General features: G+C 64.4%; 15 protein-coding genes. 3 read left to right on the top strand and 12 right to left on the bottom strand.

All coding sequences use genetic code 11. From position 1 onward, the window contains the following. The first annotated feature begins 93 nt into the window (after positions 1-93). Positions 94-249 (top strand): hypothetical protein, encoded by a 156-nt coding sequence (locus AWB65_RS19775; protein ID WP_235007687.1) that lies wholly within the window; start codon positions 94-96, stop codon positions 247-249. Between the two features lie 30 nt (positions 250-279). On the opposite strand, the gene AWB65_RS19770 is transcribed toward AWB65_RS19775, so the two are convergent. From AWB65_RS19770 to AWB65_RS19720, 11 genes are all read right to left on the bottom strand, one after another. Beyond that, positions 280-753 (bottom strand): VOC family protein, encoded by a 474-nt coding sequence (locus AWB65_RS19770; protein ID WP_087668750.1) that lies wholly within the window; start codon positions 751-753, stop codon positions 280-282. A gap of 31 nt (positions 754-784) precedes the next feature. Next, positions 785-1,252, bottom strand: coding sequence for a VOC family protein (locus tag AWB65_RS19765; RefSeq protein ID WP_087668749.1), 468 nt, complete (start codon positions 1,250-1,252; stop codon positions 785-787). A 148-nt stretch (positions 1,253-1,400) separates the two neighbouring features. Then, positions 1,401-3,341: a hybrid sensor histidine kinase/response regulator gene (locus tag AWB65_RS19760; protein ID WP_087668748.1), complete on the bottom strand. Its 1,941-nt coding sequence runs from the start codon at positions 3,339-3,341 to the stop codon at positions 1,401-1,403. Between the two features lie 65 nt (positions 3,342-3,406). Continuing rightward, the gene (locus AWB65_RS19755) at positions 3,407-3,871 is read right to left on the bottom strand and encodes a response regulator (protein ID WP_087668747.1); all 465 of its coding nucleotides are present in this window, start codon (positions 3,869-3,871) and stop codon (positions 3,407-3,409) included. After that, positions 3,864-6,248: an ATP-binding protein gene (locus AWB65_RS19750; RefSeq protein WP_087668746.1), complete on the bottom strand. Its 2,385-nt coding sequence runs from the start codon at positions 6,246-6,248 to the stop codon at positions 3,864-3,866. The genes AWB65_RS19755 and AWB65_RS19750 overlap by 8 nt, the downstream gene beginning before the upstream one ends. Then, positions 6,245-6,886, bottom strand: coding sequence for a biliverdin-producing heme oxygenase (locus tag AWB65_RS19745; protein ID WP_235007686.1), 642 nt, complete (start codon positions 6,884-6,886; stop codon positions 6,245-6,247). The genes AWB65_RS19750 and AWB65_RS19745 overlap by 4 nt, the downstream gene beginning before the upstream one ends. A 186-nt stretch (positions 6,887-7,072) precedes the next feature. After that, complete coding sequence (locus tag AWB65_RS19740) at positions 7,073-7,330, bottom strand: hypothetical protein (protein ID WP_235007685.1); 258 nt, start codon at positions 7,328-7,330, stop codon at positions 7,073-7,075. 20 nt (positions 7,331-7,350) lie between these two features. Next, positions 7,351-10,098: a DNA ligase D gene (gene ligD, locus AWB65_RS19735; RefSeq protein WP_087668744.1), complete on the bottom strand. Its 2,748-nt coding sequence runs from the start codon at positions 10,096-10,098 to the stop codon at positions 7,351-7,353. Between the two features lie 24 nt (positions 10,099-10,122). Next, a complete protein-coding gene (gene ku, locus AWB65_RS19730) occupies positions 10,123-11,025 on the bottom strand; it encodes a non-homologous end joining protein Ku (protein ID WP_087668743.1) in 903 nt (300 codons plus the stop codon). Between the two features lie 315 nt (positions 11,026-11,340). Beyond that, positions 11,341-11,904, bottom strand: coding sequence for a DUF6013 family protein (locus tag AWB65_RS19725; RefSeq protein ID WP_087668742.1), 564 nt, complete (start codon positions 11,902-11,904; stop codon positions 11,341-11,343). Between the two features lie 156 nt (positions 11,905-12,060). After that, the gene (locus AWB65_RS19720; RefSeq protein WP_087668741.1) at positions 12,061-13,077 is read right to left on the bottom strand and encodes a zinc-binding alcohol dehydrogenase family protein; all 1,017 of its coding nucleotides are present in this window, start codon (positions 13,075-13,077) and stop codon (positions 12,061-12,063) included. A 97-nt stretch (positions 13,078-13,174) separates the two neighbouring features. On the opposite strand from AWB65_RS19720, the gene AWB65_RS19715 reads away from it, so the two are divergent. Continuing rightward, entirely contained in the window at positions 13,175-14,116 is a 942-nt protein-coding gene (locus AWB65_RS19715) for a LysR family transcriptional regulator (protein WP_087668740.1), read from the top strand. Positions 14,117-14,122: 6 nt separating this feature from the next. On the opposite strand, the gene AWB65_RS19710 is transcribed toward AWB65_RS19715, so the two are convergent. Continuing rightward, the gene (locus AWB65_RS19710; RefSeq protein ID WP_087668739.1) at positions 14,123-15,352 is read right to left on the bottom strand and encodes a cytochrome P450; all 1,230 of its coding nucleotides are present in this window, start codon (positions 15,350-15,352) and stop codon (positions 14,123-14,125) included. A gap of 117 nt (positions 15,353-15,469) precedes the next feature. On the opposite strand from AWB65_RS19710, the gene serB reads away from it, so the two are divergent. After that, on the top strand, positions 15,470-16,309 hold the full coding sequence (gene serB / locus AWB65_RS19705; RefSeq protein ID WP_087668738.1) for a phosphoserine phosphatase SerB: 840 nt from the start codon (positions 15,470-15,472) through the stop codon (positions 16,307-16,309). The last annotated feature ends 24 nt before the right edge of the window (positions 16,310-16,333 follow it).

Raw genomic sequence — 16,333 nt, 5'->3', positions numbered from 1 at the left:
AACAGGAACGGCAAAAGTATGTCGAATGTCGCTCACACTACGAGCTGAAACATCGACGATGAAAAGATGAAAACGACTGGGAACGAAGAGAAAATGCGCAGCGAAAACAATGCGCCCGAATGGCGCCGCCCGACGAAAAACCCCCGCGAAGGCTGGGCCGGAGCCAGCGAAGCCATCGCGCGCGAAGGCGATGACACGCTCTTTTTGGACGAATGTCCCAATGACAACGACGCCGAACTCACGTGGTAAGCGGGCAAGACCACGTCGGCCCACAGCCCTTTACTCCCCCCGATAAGCGCTCTCCAGCCCCGCAATATCAAGCTTCACCATCTTCAGCATCGCCTGCATGACCCGTGTCGATTTCGCCGGGTCTTCGTCCTGCAGCATCTTCCCGAGCGACACCGGCACGATCTGCCACGACACGCCGAAGCGGTCCGTCACCCATCCGCACTGCTGCGGCTGGCCGCCCTCGACGAGCTTCTCCCAGTACCCATCGACTTCATCCTGCGTCTCGCATTTCACAAAAAACGAAATAGCCGGCGAAAAAGTGAACGCCGGCCCGCCGTTGAGCGCCATGAATTCCACGCCGTCCAGCTCGAACGATACGGACAGCACGCTCCCCTTCTCCCTCGGCCCCGCTTCGCCATAACGCATCACATCGCCGATGCGTGAATGGCGAAACACGCCGGTGTAGAACTGCGCGGCCTCTTCGGCGCGCCCGTCGAACCAGAGGCAGTTGGCGATCTTTTGCATGGCAGTTCCTCAACGGATATGCGTCGGCAGCTTACTGAAACATCTTCGACATCGCTTCCTGCATCTCGGCGGGCGTCACGTCGCGCTTGTGCGTCGCGACCGACCAGCGATGTCCGAACGGGTCCTCGACCTGCCCGTAGCGGTCGCCCCAGAACATGTCGGCGACGGACATCGTCACTGTCGCCCCGGCGGCGACGGCCTGCGCGACGGCGGCATCGACGTCCTCGACGTACATGTGGATCGTCACCGGCGACCCCTTCAGCGACTTCGGCCCGAGCGCGCCGCAATCCGGCATTTCATCGACGAGCATCAGCGTCGAATCGCCGATCTTGACCGACGCGTGCATCAGCTTGCCGTTAGGCGCGGGCAACCGGACCAGTTCGACGGCATTGAACGCCTTGACATAGAACGCGATGGCCTCGGCCGCCCCCGCGCACACGAGGTGCGGGGTCAGCGTGTGCATGTCTGCGGGGATCGGCTTGACGGCGGGTGTGGACATGACGGCAACTCCTGTAGAGAAAGGTCGGAAATAGTCGGGATGCGCCCCAGTGCGTTGCCAGGCGCTCCAACACTACGACGTTCCATTCTCCGCAAAATCGACAACCCCGCGACGCCTCCCGCACAAAATTCCACGAGACGGGGCCGGATCACTCGTCGGCGGGCTTTTTTGCGAGCGTATAGATCAGCGCTTCGAGGCGCGCGAAGTTGACGGGCTTCGTCAGGTGATCGTCAAAGCCGGCTTCTCGGCAGCGCCGGATGTCCTCGTCCATGCCGTAGCCGGTGATCGCAACCGACGGCCGCCCCGGCTGCAATCCTTGCCACGCGCGCGCGATATCGAGCCCGCTGCCGTCGGGCAAGCCGATGTCGCTGACGAGCAGGTCGAACGGATCGTTCTTCGCGAACGCAAGCGCCTCGGCGACGGTCGTCGCGACCGACACCTTGTGGCCGAGCACTTCGAGCACCTCCGCCATCGCCGACGACGTGTACTCGTTGTCCTCGACGAGCAGCACGTTCAGCGACCGCACGATATCGTCCGTCTGCGTGGTGGCGTGCGGCGAGCTTTCGTACTCGGGTTCCGCTTTCGCGAGCGGCAGTGTCAGCGTGAAGCGCGCGCCCTTGTCGCGCCCTTCGCTTTGCGCCGTCAGCGTGCCACCGTGCTTCTGCGCGAGCGTGCTGGCGATCGCGAGGCCGAGGCCCAGGCCGCCGAACGCGCGCGTGATCGAATCGTCGGCTTGTTCGAACGCCGAGAAGATGCGCGGCAACGCCTCCGCACTGATGCCGATGCCGCTGTCCTCGACAGCCACTGCAATCGTCGATGCATCAGGGTTCCACGTCCGCACTTCGATTCGTCCGTCGGCCGGCGTGAACTTGACCGCGTTCTTCATCAGGTTCCAGACGATCTGCTGCAGGCGCGCGGCATCGCCGAGCACGAGCGACGCCGCCGCCTCGAAGCGCGTCTCGAGCGCAAGCCCCTTCACTCGCAGGTCGGAGATGGACATGTCGAGCGCGCTCGTCATCAGCGTATCGAGCGCGACGTTCGTGAAATTGAGACTCAGCTTGCCGCGCGCGATGCTCGTCAAATCGAGCAGATCGTCGATCAGACGGGCCTCCAGCTCGACGTTGCGGCGGATCAAATCAAGCGTCGGATGCGCGTCTTCCGGCAACTGGCGCTTCATTTCGAGCAGCCGCACGGCGGCGAGGATCGGCGTGAGCGGCGTGCGCAGTTCGTGCGACAGCACCGCGAGAAAATGGTCCTTCGCGCGGTTCGCGGTCTCAGCCTGCTCCTTCGCGAGCCGCAGCGCGTCGGCGGCCATGTGGGCGTCGGTCGCGTCGCGGATGATCTTCGAATAACCGATCAGTTCGAGATGCTCGGTGCGGATCGCCGTTGTCACGCCCGAAGCGAAGAACGAATGGCCGTCCTTACGCCAGAGCCAGCGGTCGTCGCTCGCGCTGCCCTCGCGGCGCGCGGTGGCGAGTTCCTCTTCGAAGACGCCGCCGTCGCGATCTTCCGGGCTCAGGAACACACTCGCCGAGCGGCCGACGACGTCCTGTGCCGGATAACCCAGAATCCGCTCCGACGCCGCGTTCCACGTGCGGATGCAGCCTTCCTGATCGAGTGTGATGACGGCGTAGTCCTTCAGCGCGTCGACGAGCAGCCGAAAGTGCGTCTCCGTTTCGCGCAGCACGCGTTCAACCGCGATGCGCTGCTGACGCTCCGCGCTTTCGCGCAGAGCACGCCGCACGACGGCCGGCAACCGCTGCAAGCGTTGCTTCAACACGTAATCGGTCGCGCCGCGCTTGAGCATCTCGACCGCGTGCTCTTCGCCGAGCAGCCCCGACACGAAGATGAACGGCGTATCGGGCGCGCGTTCGATCGCGATCGTCAGCGCTTCGATGCCGGAAAAGGTCGGCATGACGAAGTCGGCGAGGATCACGTCGAACGTCTTGGATTCCAGTTGCGCCACGAATTCGGCTTCGTCGTAGACAACCTGCGCATCGACCGCGTAGTCGGCGCGTTCAAGCTGGGCGAGCGTCAGCTCCGCATCGAGCGTGTTGTCTTCGACAAGAAGCAGGTGCAAAGGCTGCATGGTCTAGACGGCCTGGCAGGAAAAAGCTCGCGCGAAAGCGCAGTCGATGATCACCGGCATGCGCGTCATTCGTTCACCGGCGGGCGGCGAAAGCGCATCGAGCCCGGCGGCGGTTCGTTGAGTACGGCCCAGAATACGCCCAGATCGGCGATCGCTTCGACGAATTCCGAAAACTCGACGGGTTTGACCACATAGGCGTTCACGCCGAGCTCATAGCTGCGCACGAGATCCTGCTCTTCCCGCGACGACGTCAGCATGACGACGGGGATGCTCTTCAGCGTGCCATTCGAGCGGATGATTTCGAGCACTTCGAGGCCGTCGATCTTCGGCAGCTTCAGGTCGAGCAGGATCACAGCCGGGTTGCCCGGCACGCGAGCGGTCCAGTTGCCTTCGCTCAAAAGGTAATCGATGGCTTCCTGACCGTCGCGCGCGATGATCACTTCGTTCGCAAGCTGGCTCTTGTCGAGCGCGACGAGCGTGAGCTCGAGGTCGTTCGGGTTGTCTTCGACGAGAAGGATGGGTTTAAGCATGGTCCGGTTTTGACGATGGTTCGGATGCGGCGCGCGGCTTGCGCCGCGCGCCCGTTACTTTCTTGAACACGAGTGGTAGCGAGAAATAGAACGTGGCGCCCTCGCCAACGCTCCCTTCGGCCCAGGTCCGGCCGTCGTGCCGCTCGATGATGCGGCGCACGTTGGCAAGTCCGATGCCGGTGCCGTCGAATTCTTCGGCGCGATGCAGCCGCTGGAACACGCCGAATAGCTTGCCGACGTATTTCATGTCGAAGCCGACGCCGTTATCGCGCACGCCGACGATGGTTTCGGTTGCCGTTGTGTCCGCGAATATCTCAATTTTCGCCGATTCTCGCGTGCGCGTATATTTCACCGCGTTCGAGAGCAGGTTCCGCAGCGCGAGTTGCAGGAACGTGGCGTCGGCGGTGACGCTCGGCAAATCGCCGATCACCCACTCGACGTCGCGCCCGGCGGTATCCGGCGCGAACTCGCCGACGACCGACTTCAGCAACTGGTTCATGTCGACGGTGCCGGGGCGCAGCGCCGCGCGGCCCATCTGCGAGAACATCAGCAGGTCGTCGACGAGCGTGCCAGCGAAGCGCGCCGACTGCAGCATGTTATTCAGAAAGCGCAGGCTCCGGTCCGACATGCGCTCGCCTTCCTGCTCACGCAAGAGGTCGCCGTAGCCCGCGATGTGCCGCAACGGCGCGCGCAGGTCGTGCGAGACCGAATACGAGAACGCTTCGAGTTCCTTGTTCGCGCGCGCGAGTTCCGTCGCGAACTGCGCGCGTTCCTCCGCGTGCCGGAGCACGACGTTGAGCATCGCCGCGCGAAATTCACTCGCGATCTCGATTTCGACCGGCCGCCACGCTGGCGACAGATTGCGCACGGTTTCCACCCACGGGCTGAAGTCGGTGCGCGGCGCGTTCGCACCGTCGGCGGCGCGCAGCTTGATCGGCTCGCCCGCCCATTCGATCGTGCGGATCACCTCGGGCCGGAACCACAGCAAATAATTGCGGAAGATCTGCGAGACCGGAACGGCCAGCACGCCGCACGCGGTCTCGGTGTGCTCGGCGGCGCGCGGCCAGGCTTGCGGGAGCGCGTCGGTCGCGTAGATGCCCGTCGTGCTCTCGGCGAGCCACAGCGTGAGCGCGCGGATCGTGTCCTCGTCGGGCGTGGCGCCGAAGAGCGTCACCTTGTCGTCGACGACGATCGCCGCACCCGTCGCCGACGCGAAGCCTTGCATGTCGTCGGGCGCGGCGCGCAGGCCTTCGACGAAGTCGTCGTGCTCGCCCATCGCGCTGATCAGATGCGACACCGTGCGGCGCAGGCTGAGCAGATAGTTGGCCTCGGCACGCTCTTCCTTCGCCTCGATCTGCAGCGACAGGATATGCCCCAGATGCTCGACCGCCATCCGTACTTCGAACGGCACGAGGCGAGGGTCGTGATCGTGGCAGGAAATCAGGCCCCACAAGTGCCCGCGCACGACGATCGACACCGACATCGACGCATGCGTGCCCATGTTGCGCATGTATTCGAGATGGACGGGCGAAAAGCTGCGCAGCGTCGCGTAGCTGAGATCGGTCGGGCGGCCGGTGACGGGGTTCACCGCCGGCACGAGGCGCGCAGGCGTGTAGTCGACATTCGCGACCAGCCGGATGCGGTTGCGCAGATACAGCGCGCGCGCCTGTCGCGGGATGTCGGACGCCGGGAACCACTGGTTCAGGAACGACGCGTAGCTGTCGTCGCGCTCTTCGGCCAGCACGTTGCTGCGGCCCTCTTCGTCGAATCGATACAGCATCACGCGCCCGAAACCCGTGATCGCGCGCACTTCCTGCACGGCGAGGCGCGCGAGCTCGGCGACGGTCGCGACGTCCTGCAGGCTGCGCGTGAAGGTGCGCACGAGCGGATACATCGCGGCGAAGATGTCGTCGTGCAGATGGCGCGCGACTTCCAGCTCGACGATCAGATTGCCGTCATGCCGATGCAGCGTGACGTCGAATTCTGCATCGCTTTCGACGGCGGCCGCGTCGTGCAGCGGATTCTCGACGACGCCCAGATAGAGCGGCGCCGCTTCGAGTTCCGCCGTCGATGCCGCTTGCGCAAGGCGCTCGGCGCTTGATTGGCCGAGCAGCACGCCGATCGGCTGGCCGAGCAGCGCCTCGACCGGCTGGCCGGTGAGCGTCGCGAGGTTGTCGCTCGCCTGGAGGATGTGGAGGTCGTCGGAGACCGTCAGCAGATAGCCGTGCGGCTGGATGCCGCCGGGGATGTGGATCGGCTCGGCGTCGCAGTCGCCGTTCGCGACCCCCGATTCGAGCGTGCGGCGGCGCGCTTCTCCATCGGGCAGCGGTGCGAAGGCGGGACGGCCCTTCGATGGCGCAGGCGAATCCGTGCTCATGCGAGCGCTCCCGGCGCGACACGCGCGCCAGCGAGCCACGCGTGCAGGCCATCGAAGGTCTCGACGGCGGCAGCGACGGCGTCATCGTATTGACCGGCGGAGACGGTCGCGGCGGCCGTCTCGCGGAACGCTTTCCACATGCTGCCCGTGCGCGGGCCATAGCCGTCGAAATAGGCGTTGCCCCGGCCGTGCGTCAGGCCGAAGAGGCCCGCGACGTGCGGCGCGATGAAGCGGCCGCCGAGCGTCGAACCTTCCATCACGTACATCGAGCCGAAGACGCGGGCGGTCGTATCGAGTGCGGGGAGCGTTGCGCTTTCTTTCGCGAGCGGCACGGCGGCGGCGCGATGCTGATCGCCCGTCAGGACGGCAAGGTCGTCGGCGAGCCAGGCGGCCTTGCGGCGCGCGTCGAAAAACGCCTGCAGATGCGCGGGCAGTCGCGCGCCCACCGCGTCCTCCCACACGGCGACGTAGCCGAAAAAACGTTCGAGCAGCGCGACGTATTCCTCGCGCGACCAGTCGTTGCGCATCAGGTCGAGCGCGTTTTCGAGCCGCGTGTGGCACGCGGCGGTTTCATCCTTCAGACGGAGCAGGAGATCGTGTTGCATGTTCCATTCGGTTTCGATGCCTTGGGCTGACATCGGGTTTTGTCCACTACATCTCACGCTGGACATGAAGCACTTTTGCCATGAGACAGGCGCGGTAGCGCAGAGATTTCCGACTGCCGATTTCCTGCAAAGCGCCGCCCATCGCAGCAGTCTTACGTTTTCGTAACACCACTCATCGCCGATTCATTCTACGCAACGGTCGCGCCCTTTGCCACGCACTCACGAATTGTCCGGGTCAACCGGCTCGCTCTTGTCGTCGCTGTTCACGTTCGCATGCTCGTCGCGCTGGGTGCTCTTCTGGTACTCGTCGCCGCCGCGCCGGTCCGTATCGACCAGTCCGCGCTCCACATCGCGATGCGCCTGCTCACCCACGCTGCGCGTGCCCTCCTCGTTCTGCGACTCGACGCTCTGATCCGCTTCGTGCGGCAAAGGTGTGTCGTCCTCGGGCTTTTGTTGATCGGTTGTCGATTGCTTCATGTGAGCCTCCACTTTTGTATTTACTTGCCCGCGCCATCGAGGCCCAGGCGCTTTTTCATCGCGACGGTCAGGCGCTGCCGCTTCTTGCCGTAACCTGCCCACGGATCAGCGCCGAGCGCGTCGAGCCGTTCGTGGACGTTGCGGATGTTCCACTGATCGCCGCTTTTGATTTCATCGAGTTCGTTCCAGTCAATCGTCACCGAAGCGCCCATCCCCGGCCGCGCTCGCAGCGAGAACGCGGCGACTGTGCTTGAGCCCCGGTTGTTGCGCAGATAGTCGACGAAAATCTTGCCCTTGCGGTTCTGCATCCCCATCTTCGCGGAGAAGAGCTTCGGCAGCGTGTTCGCCATGTGCTGCGCGACGGCCTGCGAAAAGCCCTTCACCTCGTCCCAGCCGGCCTGCTTCGCGATCGGCACGACCACGTGAAAGCCCTTGCCGCCACTCGTCTTGCAGAACGACTCCAGCCCGAGCTCGGCGAGCAGTTCCTTCGTGAGCCGCGCCGCCTCGATCATGCGCGGCCAGCCGACGCCCTCGCCCGGATCGAGATCGAAGACCATGCGGTCGGGCTTCTCGATATCGACTGCGACGGCGTTCCACGTGTGCAATTCGACGGTGCCCATCTGCGCCGTACCGACGAGCGCCCCGGCCGATTCGATCGTCAGGAGCGGCGGATGCCCGGGATCGACGTCGGGATGCTGCGTGATGTGCGGGATCGCGAGCCGCGCGCTGTGCTTCTGGAAAAAGAGTTCGCCAGCAATGTCGTCGGGGGCGCGCACGAGCGAGACGGGGCGGTCCTTTAGATGCGGCAACATCCATTCGGCGACCGACTCGTAATATTCGACGATATCGATCTTGCGGATGCCGCTCGTTTTGTCGAGCACACGCTCCGGGTGGCTGATCTTCACGCCCGCGACGGTGGTGGTGTCCTTCCCGGCCGCTTTCTTCGCGGCGGTTTTGGCAGCGGCGCCGGTTTTCTTCGCCGCTTTCTGCGCCTGCTCCGCTTCGACCTTCTGCGCCGACTTCGGCTCTTCCTTGACGATCTGCCGCGCCGGCTTGTCGTCACGCAGACTCACGAACGATGCTTGCCGCACGATGCGCTCCTTGGTCCATTCAGCGAAATTGCATTCCGCGACGAGTTCCGGCTTCACCCAGTGCACGGGCGTACGGCTGCGCTCGATCGGCTCGCGCGCGAACGGCATCTTCGCGGTCTCGCGCTTGTCGAGTTCCTTCTTGATGTCGCGCAGCGTCGATTGGTCGAAGCCTGTACCAACGCGACCGGCATATTGCAGCTTGCCCGTCTCATCGTGGACGCCGAGCAGAAGCGCGCCGAAATGCCCGCGACTGCCCGCCGGCTCCGAATAGCCGCCGATCACGAATTCCTGGCGCCGCCGGCACTTGAGCTTGATCCACGAATTGCTGCGGCCCGACACGTAGGTGCTGTCCTGACGCTTGCCGATGATCCCTTCCAGCGCCATGTCGCACGCGCTTTTGAGCAGATCGTCGGCCTTGAACGCGAAGTCCTGTGAGAAGCGCAGCACCGGATCGTCGACGGGTTCGATGAGCGCTTTCAGGATCGCGCGCCGCTGCACGAGCGGCACGTGGCGCAGGTCATAGCCGTTGAGAAACGGTACGTCGAACCAGTAGACGACGATGTCCTGCGGCCGTCCCACATCGAACGCGTTTTGCAGCGCCTGAAAATCCGGCAAACCGCGATCGTCGAGCACGACTGCCTCGCCGTCGAGCCACGCACTCTCGATATCGAGCTGCTCCAGCGACTTGACCTGCTTGCCGAATTTCGCGGTCCAGTCGTTGCCGTTGCGCGTCCACATCTGCACCGCTTTCGATGCCGCCGCCGACCGGTCGATGCGCGCCAGCACGCGATAGCCGTCGAACTTGATCTCGTAGGTCCAGTCGCCGCTGGGCGGTGCGGCATCGACGAGGGTGGCGAGCTGCGGCTTGAACGTCGCGGGGAGCCTGGCCTGGACCGCCCCTTCGACCGACGGTTCGTGCGACAGCGTGCGCAGTGACGCCGTGTTGCGATTGGCGACGATGTCGGGGCGATCGTCTTTCGTCGGCTTCTTTACCGAAGACGTTTTCTTCGCCGCCGTCTTGCGCTCCGTGCGCTCGACGACCTCGCCACGCTTGTTGCGCGCGCCGAGCGAATCGGTCAGCACGCTGCCCGGGCGTTTGAGCAGGACGTCGTAATCGGTTTCGTTGCGGGCGTCTTCATCGCGTTCCTTGATCAGGAGCCATTGTTCCTTGTCGCCGTTGCCGCGCATATGGCTCTTCACGAGCGTGAAACCGCCGTGCAGCTTTTCGCCGTCGAGCCGGAACTTCAGCTTGCCCTTCGCGTACGATTCGGCCGCTTCTTCGATCGTGCCCGTCTGCGGTTCCCACGTACCGCGATCCCACACGATCACGCTGCCCGCGCCGTAATTGCCCTCGGGAATCACGCCTTCGAACGAACCATAGTCAAGCGGATGGTCCTCGACGTGAACGGCCAACCGCTTCACCGACGGATCGAGGCTCGGACCTTTCGGCACGGCCCACGACTTGAGCGTGCCATCGAGTTCGAGACGGAAGTCGTAGTGCAGACGGCGCGCGTCGTGCTCCTGAATCACGAACGAGAGCGCGTGGGCTTTCGCCTTCGATGCCCTGGCCTTCGCAGCGTTCTTTCTAGCCGCCTTCTTCGACGCGACCGCGCCCGACGGCTCGGACGTCTCGTCGAAGCGGCGCATGCGCTGGTAGGTTTCGAGTTTTCCTGGCATTGGTCGGTTGCGCTCGTTCAGGTGCTATGCGCGCTTGCGGCGTGTTGCGGTCTTCCGGGCGGGGCGCGCGGGAGTCTTTGCTTCCTCGTCATCGTCTGCTGCGGCCGCCGCGCTGCGCTTCGTCGCGGGCTTGCCTTGTTTAAGACTGCGCTTGAGCAAATCGGACAGATCCAGAATCTCCGCCGACGACTTGCCCTCGCCCTTGTCCTCCACTTCCGCCACTTCGGCCGTCTTGCCTTCGTGCACCTTCCGGTCGACGAGCGCCATGATGTCTTCGCGGAACGTGTCGTGATACTTGGCCGGGTCCCAACTGTCGCTCATGTCTTCGATCAGGCGCTTCGCCATGTCCAGTTCCTTGGGCGTGACGCCGGCCTTTTTGGTGTCCTCGGGCGGGAACTTGAACTGGTCGAAGTCGCGCACTTCGTCGGCCCAGCGCAGCGTGTTCAGCGCGAGCGCAGGACCAACCGGGATCAGTGCGGCGAGATGCTGCTTGTTGTGCAGCACGACGCTCGCGATGCCGATCTTGCCCGTGTCCTTCAGCGCGTCGCGCAGGAGCGCATACACTTTTTCGCCCTTGCGGTCTGGCGCGAGGTAGTAAGGCGTATCGAGCGAGAGGAACGAGATTTCCGGGGCCTCGATGAATGCGAGAATCTCGACCGTCTGCGTCGATTCAGGATTGGCCGAGCGGATTTCCGCGTCGGTCATCACGACGTATTTGCCTTTCTCGTATTCGAAGCCTCGGACGATGTTATCGCGCGTGACTTCCTTGCCGGTGTTCTTGTTGACCTGCTTGTAACCGATGGGGTCCATCGACCGCTTGTCGAGCAGATTGAAGCCGACTTTCTCAGACTGCGTCGCCGGATAGAGTTGCACGGGCACGTGGACCAGCCCGAAGCTGATCGCGCCTTTCCAGATCATGTGCGGCATCGCGATTCCTCGCTCGAACCTGTGTCGGTGCGCGTTGGGTTGTCGTGAAGGGCTGCAATCGGGCAGCCCGGGGCGTTCGGAACCCCGCACGAAACGTGCCAGAGAATGAGGGTCGTGGAGGCGCGGTGGGCTGCGCGGAAATGGCTGTCAGGCTGTAATGATTGCCGTTTTTCAGGCAATTTCGTCCGATGCCTCGCTGCTTGGTGACTTTGCCGGTCTTTCCGAAGGTTACTCGGAGAGGATTAAAAAACAGACCGTTAGTTGCATATAAAAAGCAAAAAAGACCTCCCCGAAGGAAGGCCCGATCTGCTCTGGTTATTTGCGACTCGCGCTGACGGTCAGTTGTGTGCCGTCGCTGAGCGTGACCATCTTGGAACCGCCTGTCGTCGGCATCGTGAAGCGCACGATCTGCGAAAGACGCGTCTCGACCGGACATTGCAACGCCTTGCCGCCCACCGTGACCTTGCTTGTCCCCTTCGGCGCGCGCGCCTGGAAGCTGAGTTGAACGTTTGCCGAACCGTTATCAGCGACCACCGATGCGAAGCGGATCTGCACCTGCCGCACCGCCGCGCCTTCCGCGTTGCGCGCGAGACTCGACACGTTCGGGCAATCGTCGGGGACCGGCTGCGCGCCGCCGGGCGCCGCGCTCTGCCAGGTGAAGTCGTCCGTCTGGCCGGAGCGGATCGTGCGCGTTTCCTGTTCGTTGCCAAACGTTTTCGACGCCATCTTCACGGTGTATTTGATCGGTCCGTCGTTGGCGGCTTCTTCCTGGACCTTGATGCCGGGCGTGGCGAACGCCGATGTGGAAAGAAAAACGCCGCACACCGCGAGCGCCGCGAAACCGGCTCGAGAGCGACAAACGTTCAGACGACGATTCATGCCGGCACCTCCGAAGTGGGTCGTCACGCGAGACGGGTCTGCGCCAAATCGCGCTGCCCGTAGCCGTGAGCCGAACCAGTCTAGCGCGGCGCACGCCTGGCGGCCCTAGGGATAACCCGCGTCGGCCGTCAGGCATATGAAAAGCGCTGATGCCGGTCAAAAACCCGTCAAAACGAGCTTGCCGATCGCACGCCCGTCCTCCAGCAGGCGATGCGCCTCGCGCAGGTTCGCGGCCTCGATGCGTCCGAGGTCGCGGCCGAGCGTCGTCCTGAGCGTGCCTGCGTCGATCAGCCGCGCCACTTCCGACAACAGCTTGTGCTGCTCGATCATGTCCGGCGTGCCGAACATCGAGCGCGTGAACATGAATTCCCAGTGGAACGCGGCGCTTTTCGCCTTCAGGAGCCCGATGTCGAGCGGCTCGCTGTTTTCCACGATCGAACAGATGTGGCCCTGCGGCTTGATGACCGCGGCGGCGGCTGGGAAATGCTTGTCGGAGTCGTTGAAGATCAGCACGTAGTCGACTTGCTCGTGGCCGATCGCTTTCAGTTGCTGCGGGATGTCGTCGAAATGGTTGACGATGTGGTCCGCGCCCAGATCCGCCGCCCATTTCGCCGACTCCGGACGCGACGCGCTCGCGATCACCCTCAGCTTCGCGACCTTCTTCGCGAGCTGGATGCCGATCGACCCCACCCCGCCCGCGCCACCGACGATCAGTACCGACTTGCCCTCGTCCGCGCCTTCCGGCGAGACGCCGAGGCGTTCGAACAGCGCTTCCCACGCGGTGATGGTCGTGAGCGGAAGCGCGGCCGCGCAGGTGAAATCGAGCGATTTCGGCTTCGCGCCGACGATCCGCTCGTCGACGAGATGGAACTCGCTGTTCGCGCCCTGCCGCGTGATGCTGCCCGCGTAGTAGACGGCGTCGCCCGGCTTGAACAGCGTCGCGTCCGGGCCGGCCGCTTCGACGATGCCCGCCGCGTCCCAGCCGAGCACGCGCGGCGTCTTTTCGACAGTGTCCTTCGGCGCGCGAACCTTGGTATCGACCGGGTTCACGGCGATTGCCTCGATTTTCACGAGCAGGTCTCGGCCGGTGGGCACGGGTTTGTCGAGTTCGATGTCGATCAGCGATTCGGGGTTCGAGATCGGGAGATAGCGCGTCAGGGCGATGGCTTTCATGGTGGCTCCGATAGATGTTCTGGAGTCGATCCTAAGCCGATCTTTCCTCTTTGAAAACCGTCATAATCGCTGAAACATTATTCGGCAAAACAAGAAAATGACAGTCCCCGGCGATACTTCCCGCCTCGATCTCCTCGACGTCGCGCTATTCGTGCGCGCGGCTGCGCTGGCGAACGTATCGTCGGCGGGGCGCGAGTTCGGGTTGTCCGCGGCGGCGGCGAGCGCACGGCTCGCCGCGCTCGAACGCACGCTCGGCGCGCGCCTTCTGCATCGCACGACGCGCCGCGTGAGCATGACGCAGGAAGGCGAAATCTTCGCCGCGCATGCGCGGCAACTGCTCGATGCCGCCGATGCCGCCCGCGCATCGGTCGGACGTGCGCTCGCCGAGCCGCACGGACGACTGCGCGTGACGATGCCGTCGTCGCTTGGGCGGCAGCACGTTTCGCCGCTGATTCCCGCGTTTTTGCGACAGTTTCCGGGCGTGTCGCTCGAATTGCGGCTGACGGACCAGCTCGTCGATCTCGTCGACGAAGGCATCGACCTCGCGATCCGCATCGGCGCGCTGAAGGATTCGACGCTCGTTGCCCGCAAGCTCGCGACCAACCGGCGCGTGCTCTGCGCGTCGCCGGCGTATCTGGCCGCGCATGGCACGCCGCGCCATCCGGCCGATCTCGCGCAGCATGAATGCGTGATCCTCGCCGATCAGCGCAACTGGGCCTTCGTCACGCCAGCGGGCACGATCGACGTGCGCGTTTCGGGGCGGCTCGTGACGGACAACGGCGAGGTGATCCGCGATGCGCTCGCGGCGGGCTTCGGCATCGGCCTCAAGTCGACGTGGAGCGTCGCGCCATTGATCGCGAGCGGTGAACTCGTGACCGTGCTCGACGACTATCCGCTCGCGGAAACCGTCGCGATCTGGGCGGTGTATCCGAGCCGCGCGTTCGTGCCGCCGAAGACGCTCGCGTTCATCGACTTCCTGACCGGGCGCTTCGGCGAGCCGCCTTATTGGGATGTCGATCCGGCGCGTGTGATGCGTTGAATCCGGTCAAACGAGCGCAACAGGAACGCTGACGAATCCGCGAAAGCGCGCCCGCGCCGCGCGCTTCGGCTCGCCGGCCACGCGATATTCCGGAAAGCGTTCAATAAACCGCCCGATCGCAATGCGCGCCTCCAGCCGCGCGAGCGACAACCCCGCGCACTGGTGAATCCCGAAGCCGAACGCGAGATGCCGGTTCGGCTCGCGGCCGATATCGAAGCGATCCGGCTCGGGAAACTGCGCAGGATCGCGATTGGCCGCGCCGATGCACAGTGTCACCGGCGTCCCGCGCGCGACGGGCGTGTCGCCGATCGACGTATCCGCGGCCGCGATCCGGTTGCCGAGCTGGTTCGAACTCTCGAAGCGCAGGCACTCCTCGATCGCGCTGTCCAGAAGCGCCGGCTCGCGCCGCAGCCGCTCGCGTTCGCCGGGCCAAGCCGCGAGCAGCACGAGACCGTTGCCGATCAGGTTCGTCGTCGTCTCGTGGCCCGCGTTCAGGATGAAGATGCAGTTGTGCAGCAGTTCGGCTTCATCGAGACGCTCGCCGTCGGCTTCGCCCTGGATCAGGCGCGTGAGCACGTCGTGTTGCGGATCGCCGGGACGCGCCCGGCGCTTTTTCACCAGCACCTTCAGATATTCGATGAATTCGCTCACCGCGCGATTGCCGCGCGCTTCCTGATCCGCCGTCAGCGAGGGCTCCAGCGCGCCGAGAATCGCGAGCGACCAGTCGCGCAGCGGTTCGCGCTCGTCGTGCGGCACGTCGAGCAGGTTGCCGATCACTTCGACCGGAATCGCCGACGCGAAACCGTCGATCAGGTCGAACTGGCCGCGTTCCTGTGCGCGATCCAGCAGGCCGTCGACGAGCGCGATCAAACCCGGCTCCATCGCCGCGATCGCGCGCGCCGTCAACGCGCCCGCGATCAGCTTGCGCACGCGCGTGTGGCGCGGGGCGTCGTTGAAGACGAGGCTCGTCGTGTGATGCGCGTAGAGCGGCGTCGATGGGCCGTACTTCGGGCCGAACTCGACGGTCTTGTCGGAACTGAACGCCTTCGCGTCGCGATACACGGCCTGGATGTCGCGATAGCGCGTGAGGAAGAGCGAACCGTCCGGCATGCGCTTCACCGGTTCGTGCGTGCGCAGCGCGTCGTAGACCGGATACGGATCGGCGTAGAACGAGGCGTCGAGGCGGCGCAGGTCGAATGCCCGAGCGAGTTCGACAGCGGGTGCGGCGGAATTCATCGATGTCTCCGGTTCGATCGTTTTTGCGCATCATAGCGGCCGTGCGCGCAGGTCCGCCATCGGTCCGCACCATTACAATGGATGGTCTCGCCTCCACGCATTTTTACAGCGCTCTCCATGAACCTCGTCGTCCAAAGCCCTTCCCCGATCGCCGACGCGCATCTCAAGCCGCTCGCCGCCCTCGCCCGCTCGACGCAAACCGCGCGCGCCGACGACACGCTCGTGCGCTTCATCGGCGCCGATCCGCTGCAGCGCCCCGACATCGACGCGTACTGCGGCACGCACGCGCTCGACTACGCGTTCGTCGCGCCAGGCGCGGGTCTTGCGGATTTCGGCCTCGTCGCGATGGACATGGATTCGACGCTGATCACGATCGAATGTATCGATGAAATTGCGGACTTTTGCGGACTGAAGGCGGAAGTCGCGGCGATCACGGAAGCGTCGATGCGCGGCGAGATCAAGGACTTCAACGAAAGCCTGACGCGCCGCGTCGCGCTGTTGAAAGGCCTCGACGCGAACGCTCTGGAACGCGTTTATGAGGAACGGCTGCACCTGTCGCCGGGTGCGGAGACGATGCTCGCGGGAGCGCGCGCGGCCGGGTTGAAGACGCTGCTCGTCTCAGGCGGCTTCACGTTCTTCACCGAGAAGCTGAAAGCGCGCCTCGGCCTCGATTTCACGCGCGCAAATACGCTCGAAATCGTCGACGGGAAGCTGACCGGAAAGGTGATCGGCGAGATCGTGAACGCCGAGGTCAAGGCGCGAACGCTGCGCGAAACGTGCGCGACGATCGGCATCGATCCGCAACGCGCCATCGCGATGGGCGACGGCTCCAACGACCTGAAGATGATGGCGGAAGCAGGGTTGTCGGTGGCGTTTCGGGCGAAGCCGGTGGTGCGGGAGGCGGCAAGCGTGGCGTTCAACTTCGTCGGGCTGGACGGCCTGCTACGTTTGTTCTGACGCCTCCCTCATATTGAACGCGCT

This window comes from Caballeronia humi (assembly GCF_001544475.1).
GTDB lineage: Bacteria > Pseudomonadota > Gammaproteobacteria > Burkholderiales > Burkholderiaceae > Caballeronia > Caballeronia humi.
Note: the sequence above shows the minus strand (reverse complement) of the source record. Positions and strands in the feature narration are given on the sequence as shown.

Coding starts and splice junctions, on each gene's coding strand:
- ligD (WP_087668744.1), bottom strand. CDS start 10,098: ATGCCAGGAAAACTCGAAACCTACCAGCGCATGCGCCGCTTCGACGAG.
- AWB65_RS19745 (WP_235007686.1), bottom strand. CDS start 6,886: ATGTCAGCCCAAGGCATCGAAACCGAATGGAACATGCAACACGATCTC.
- AWB65_RS19740 (WP_235007685.1), bottom strand. CDS start 7,330: ATGAAGCAATCGACAACCGATCAACAAAAGCCCGAGGACGACACACCT.
- AWB65_RS19755 (WP_087668747.1), bottom strand. CDS start 3,871: ATGCTTAAACCCATCCTTCTCGTCGAAGACAACCCGAACGACCTCGAG.
- AWB65_RS19770 (WP_087668750.1), bottom strand. CDS start 753: ATGCAAAAGATCGCCAACTGCCTCTGGTTCGACGGGCGCGCCGAAGAG.
- AWB65_RS19725 (WP_087668742.1), bottom strand. CDS start 11,904: ATGAATCGTCGTCTGAACGTTTGTCGCTCTCGAGCCGGTTTCGCGGCG.
- AWB65_RS19765 (WP_087668749.1), bottom strand. CDS start 1,252: ATGTCCACACCCGCCGTCAAGCCGATCCCCGCAGACATGCACACGCTG.
- serB (WP_087668738.1), top strand. CDS start 15,470: ATGAACCTCGTCGTCCAAAGCCCTTCCCCGATCGCCGACGCGCATCTC.
- AWB65_RS19715 (WP_087668740.1), top strand. CDS start 13,175: ATGACAGTCCCCGGCGATACTTCCCGCCTCGATCTCCTCGACGTCGCG.
- AWB65_RS19760 (WP_087668748.1), bottom strand. CDS start 3,341: ATGCAGCCTTTGCACCTGCTTCTTGTCGAAGACAACACGCTCGATGCG.
- ku (WP_087668743.1), bottom strand. CDS start 11,025: ATGCCGCACATGATCTGGAAAGGCGCGATCAGCTTCGGGCTGGTCCAC.
- AWB65_RS19720 (WP_087668741.1), bottom strand. CDS start 13,077: ATGAAAGCCATCGCCCTGACGCGCTATCTCCCGATCTCGAACCCCGAA.
- AWB65_RS19775 (WP_235007687.1), top strand. CDS start 94: ATGCGCAGCGAAAACAATGCGCCCGAATGGCGCCGCCCGACGAAAAAC.
- AWB65_RS19750 (WP_087668746.1), bottom strand. CDS start 6,248: ATGAGCACGGATTCGCCTGCGCCATCGAAGGGCCGTCCCGCCTTCGCA.
- AWB65_RS19710 (WP_087668739.1), bottom strand. CDS start 15,352: ATGAATTCCGCCGCACCCGCTGTCGAACTCGCTCGGGCATTCGACCTG.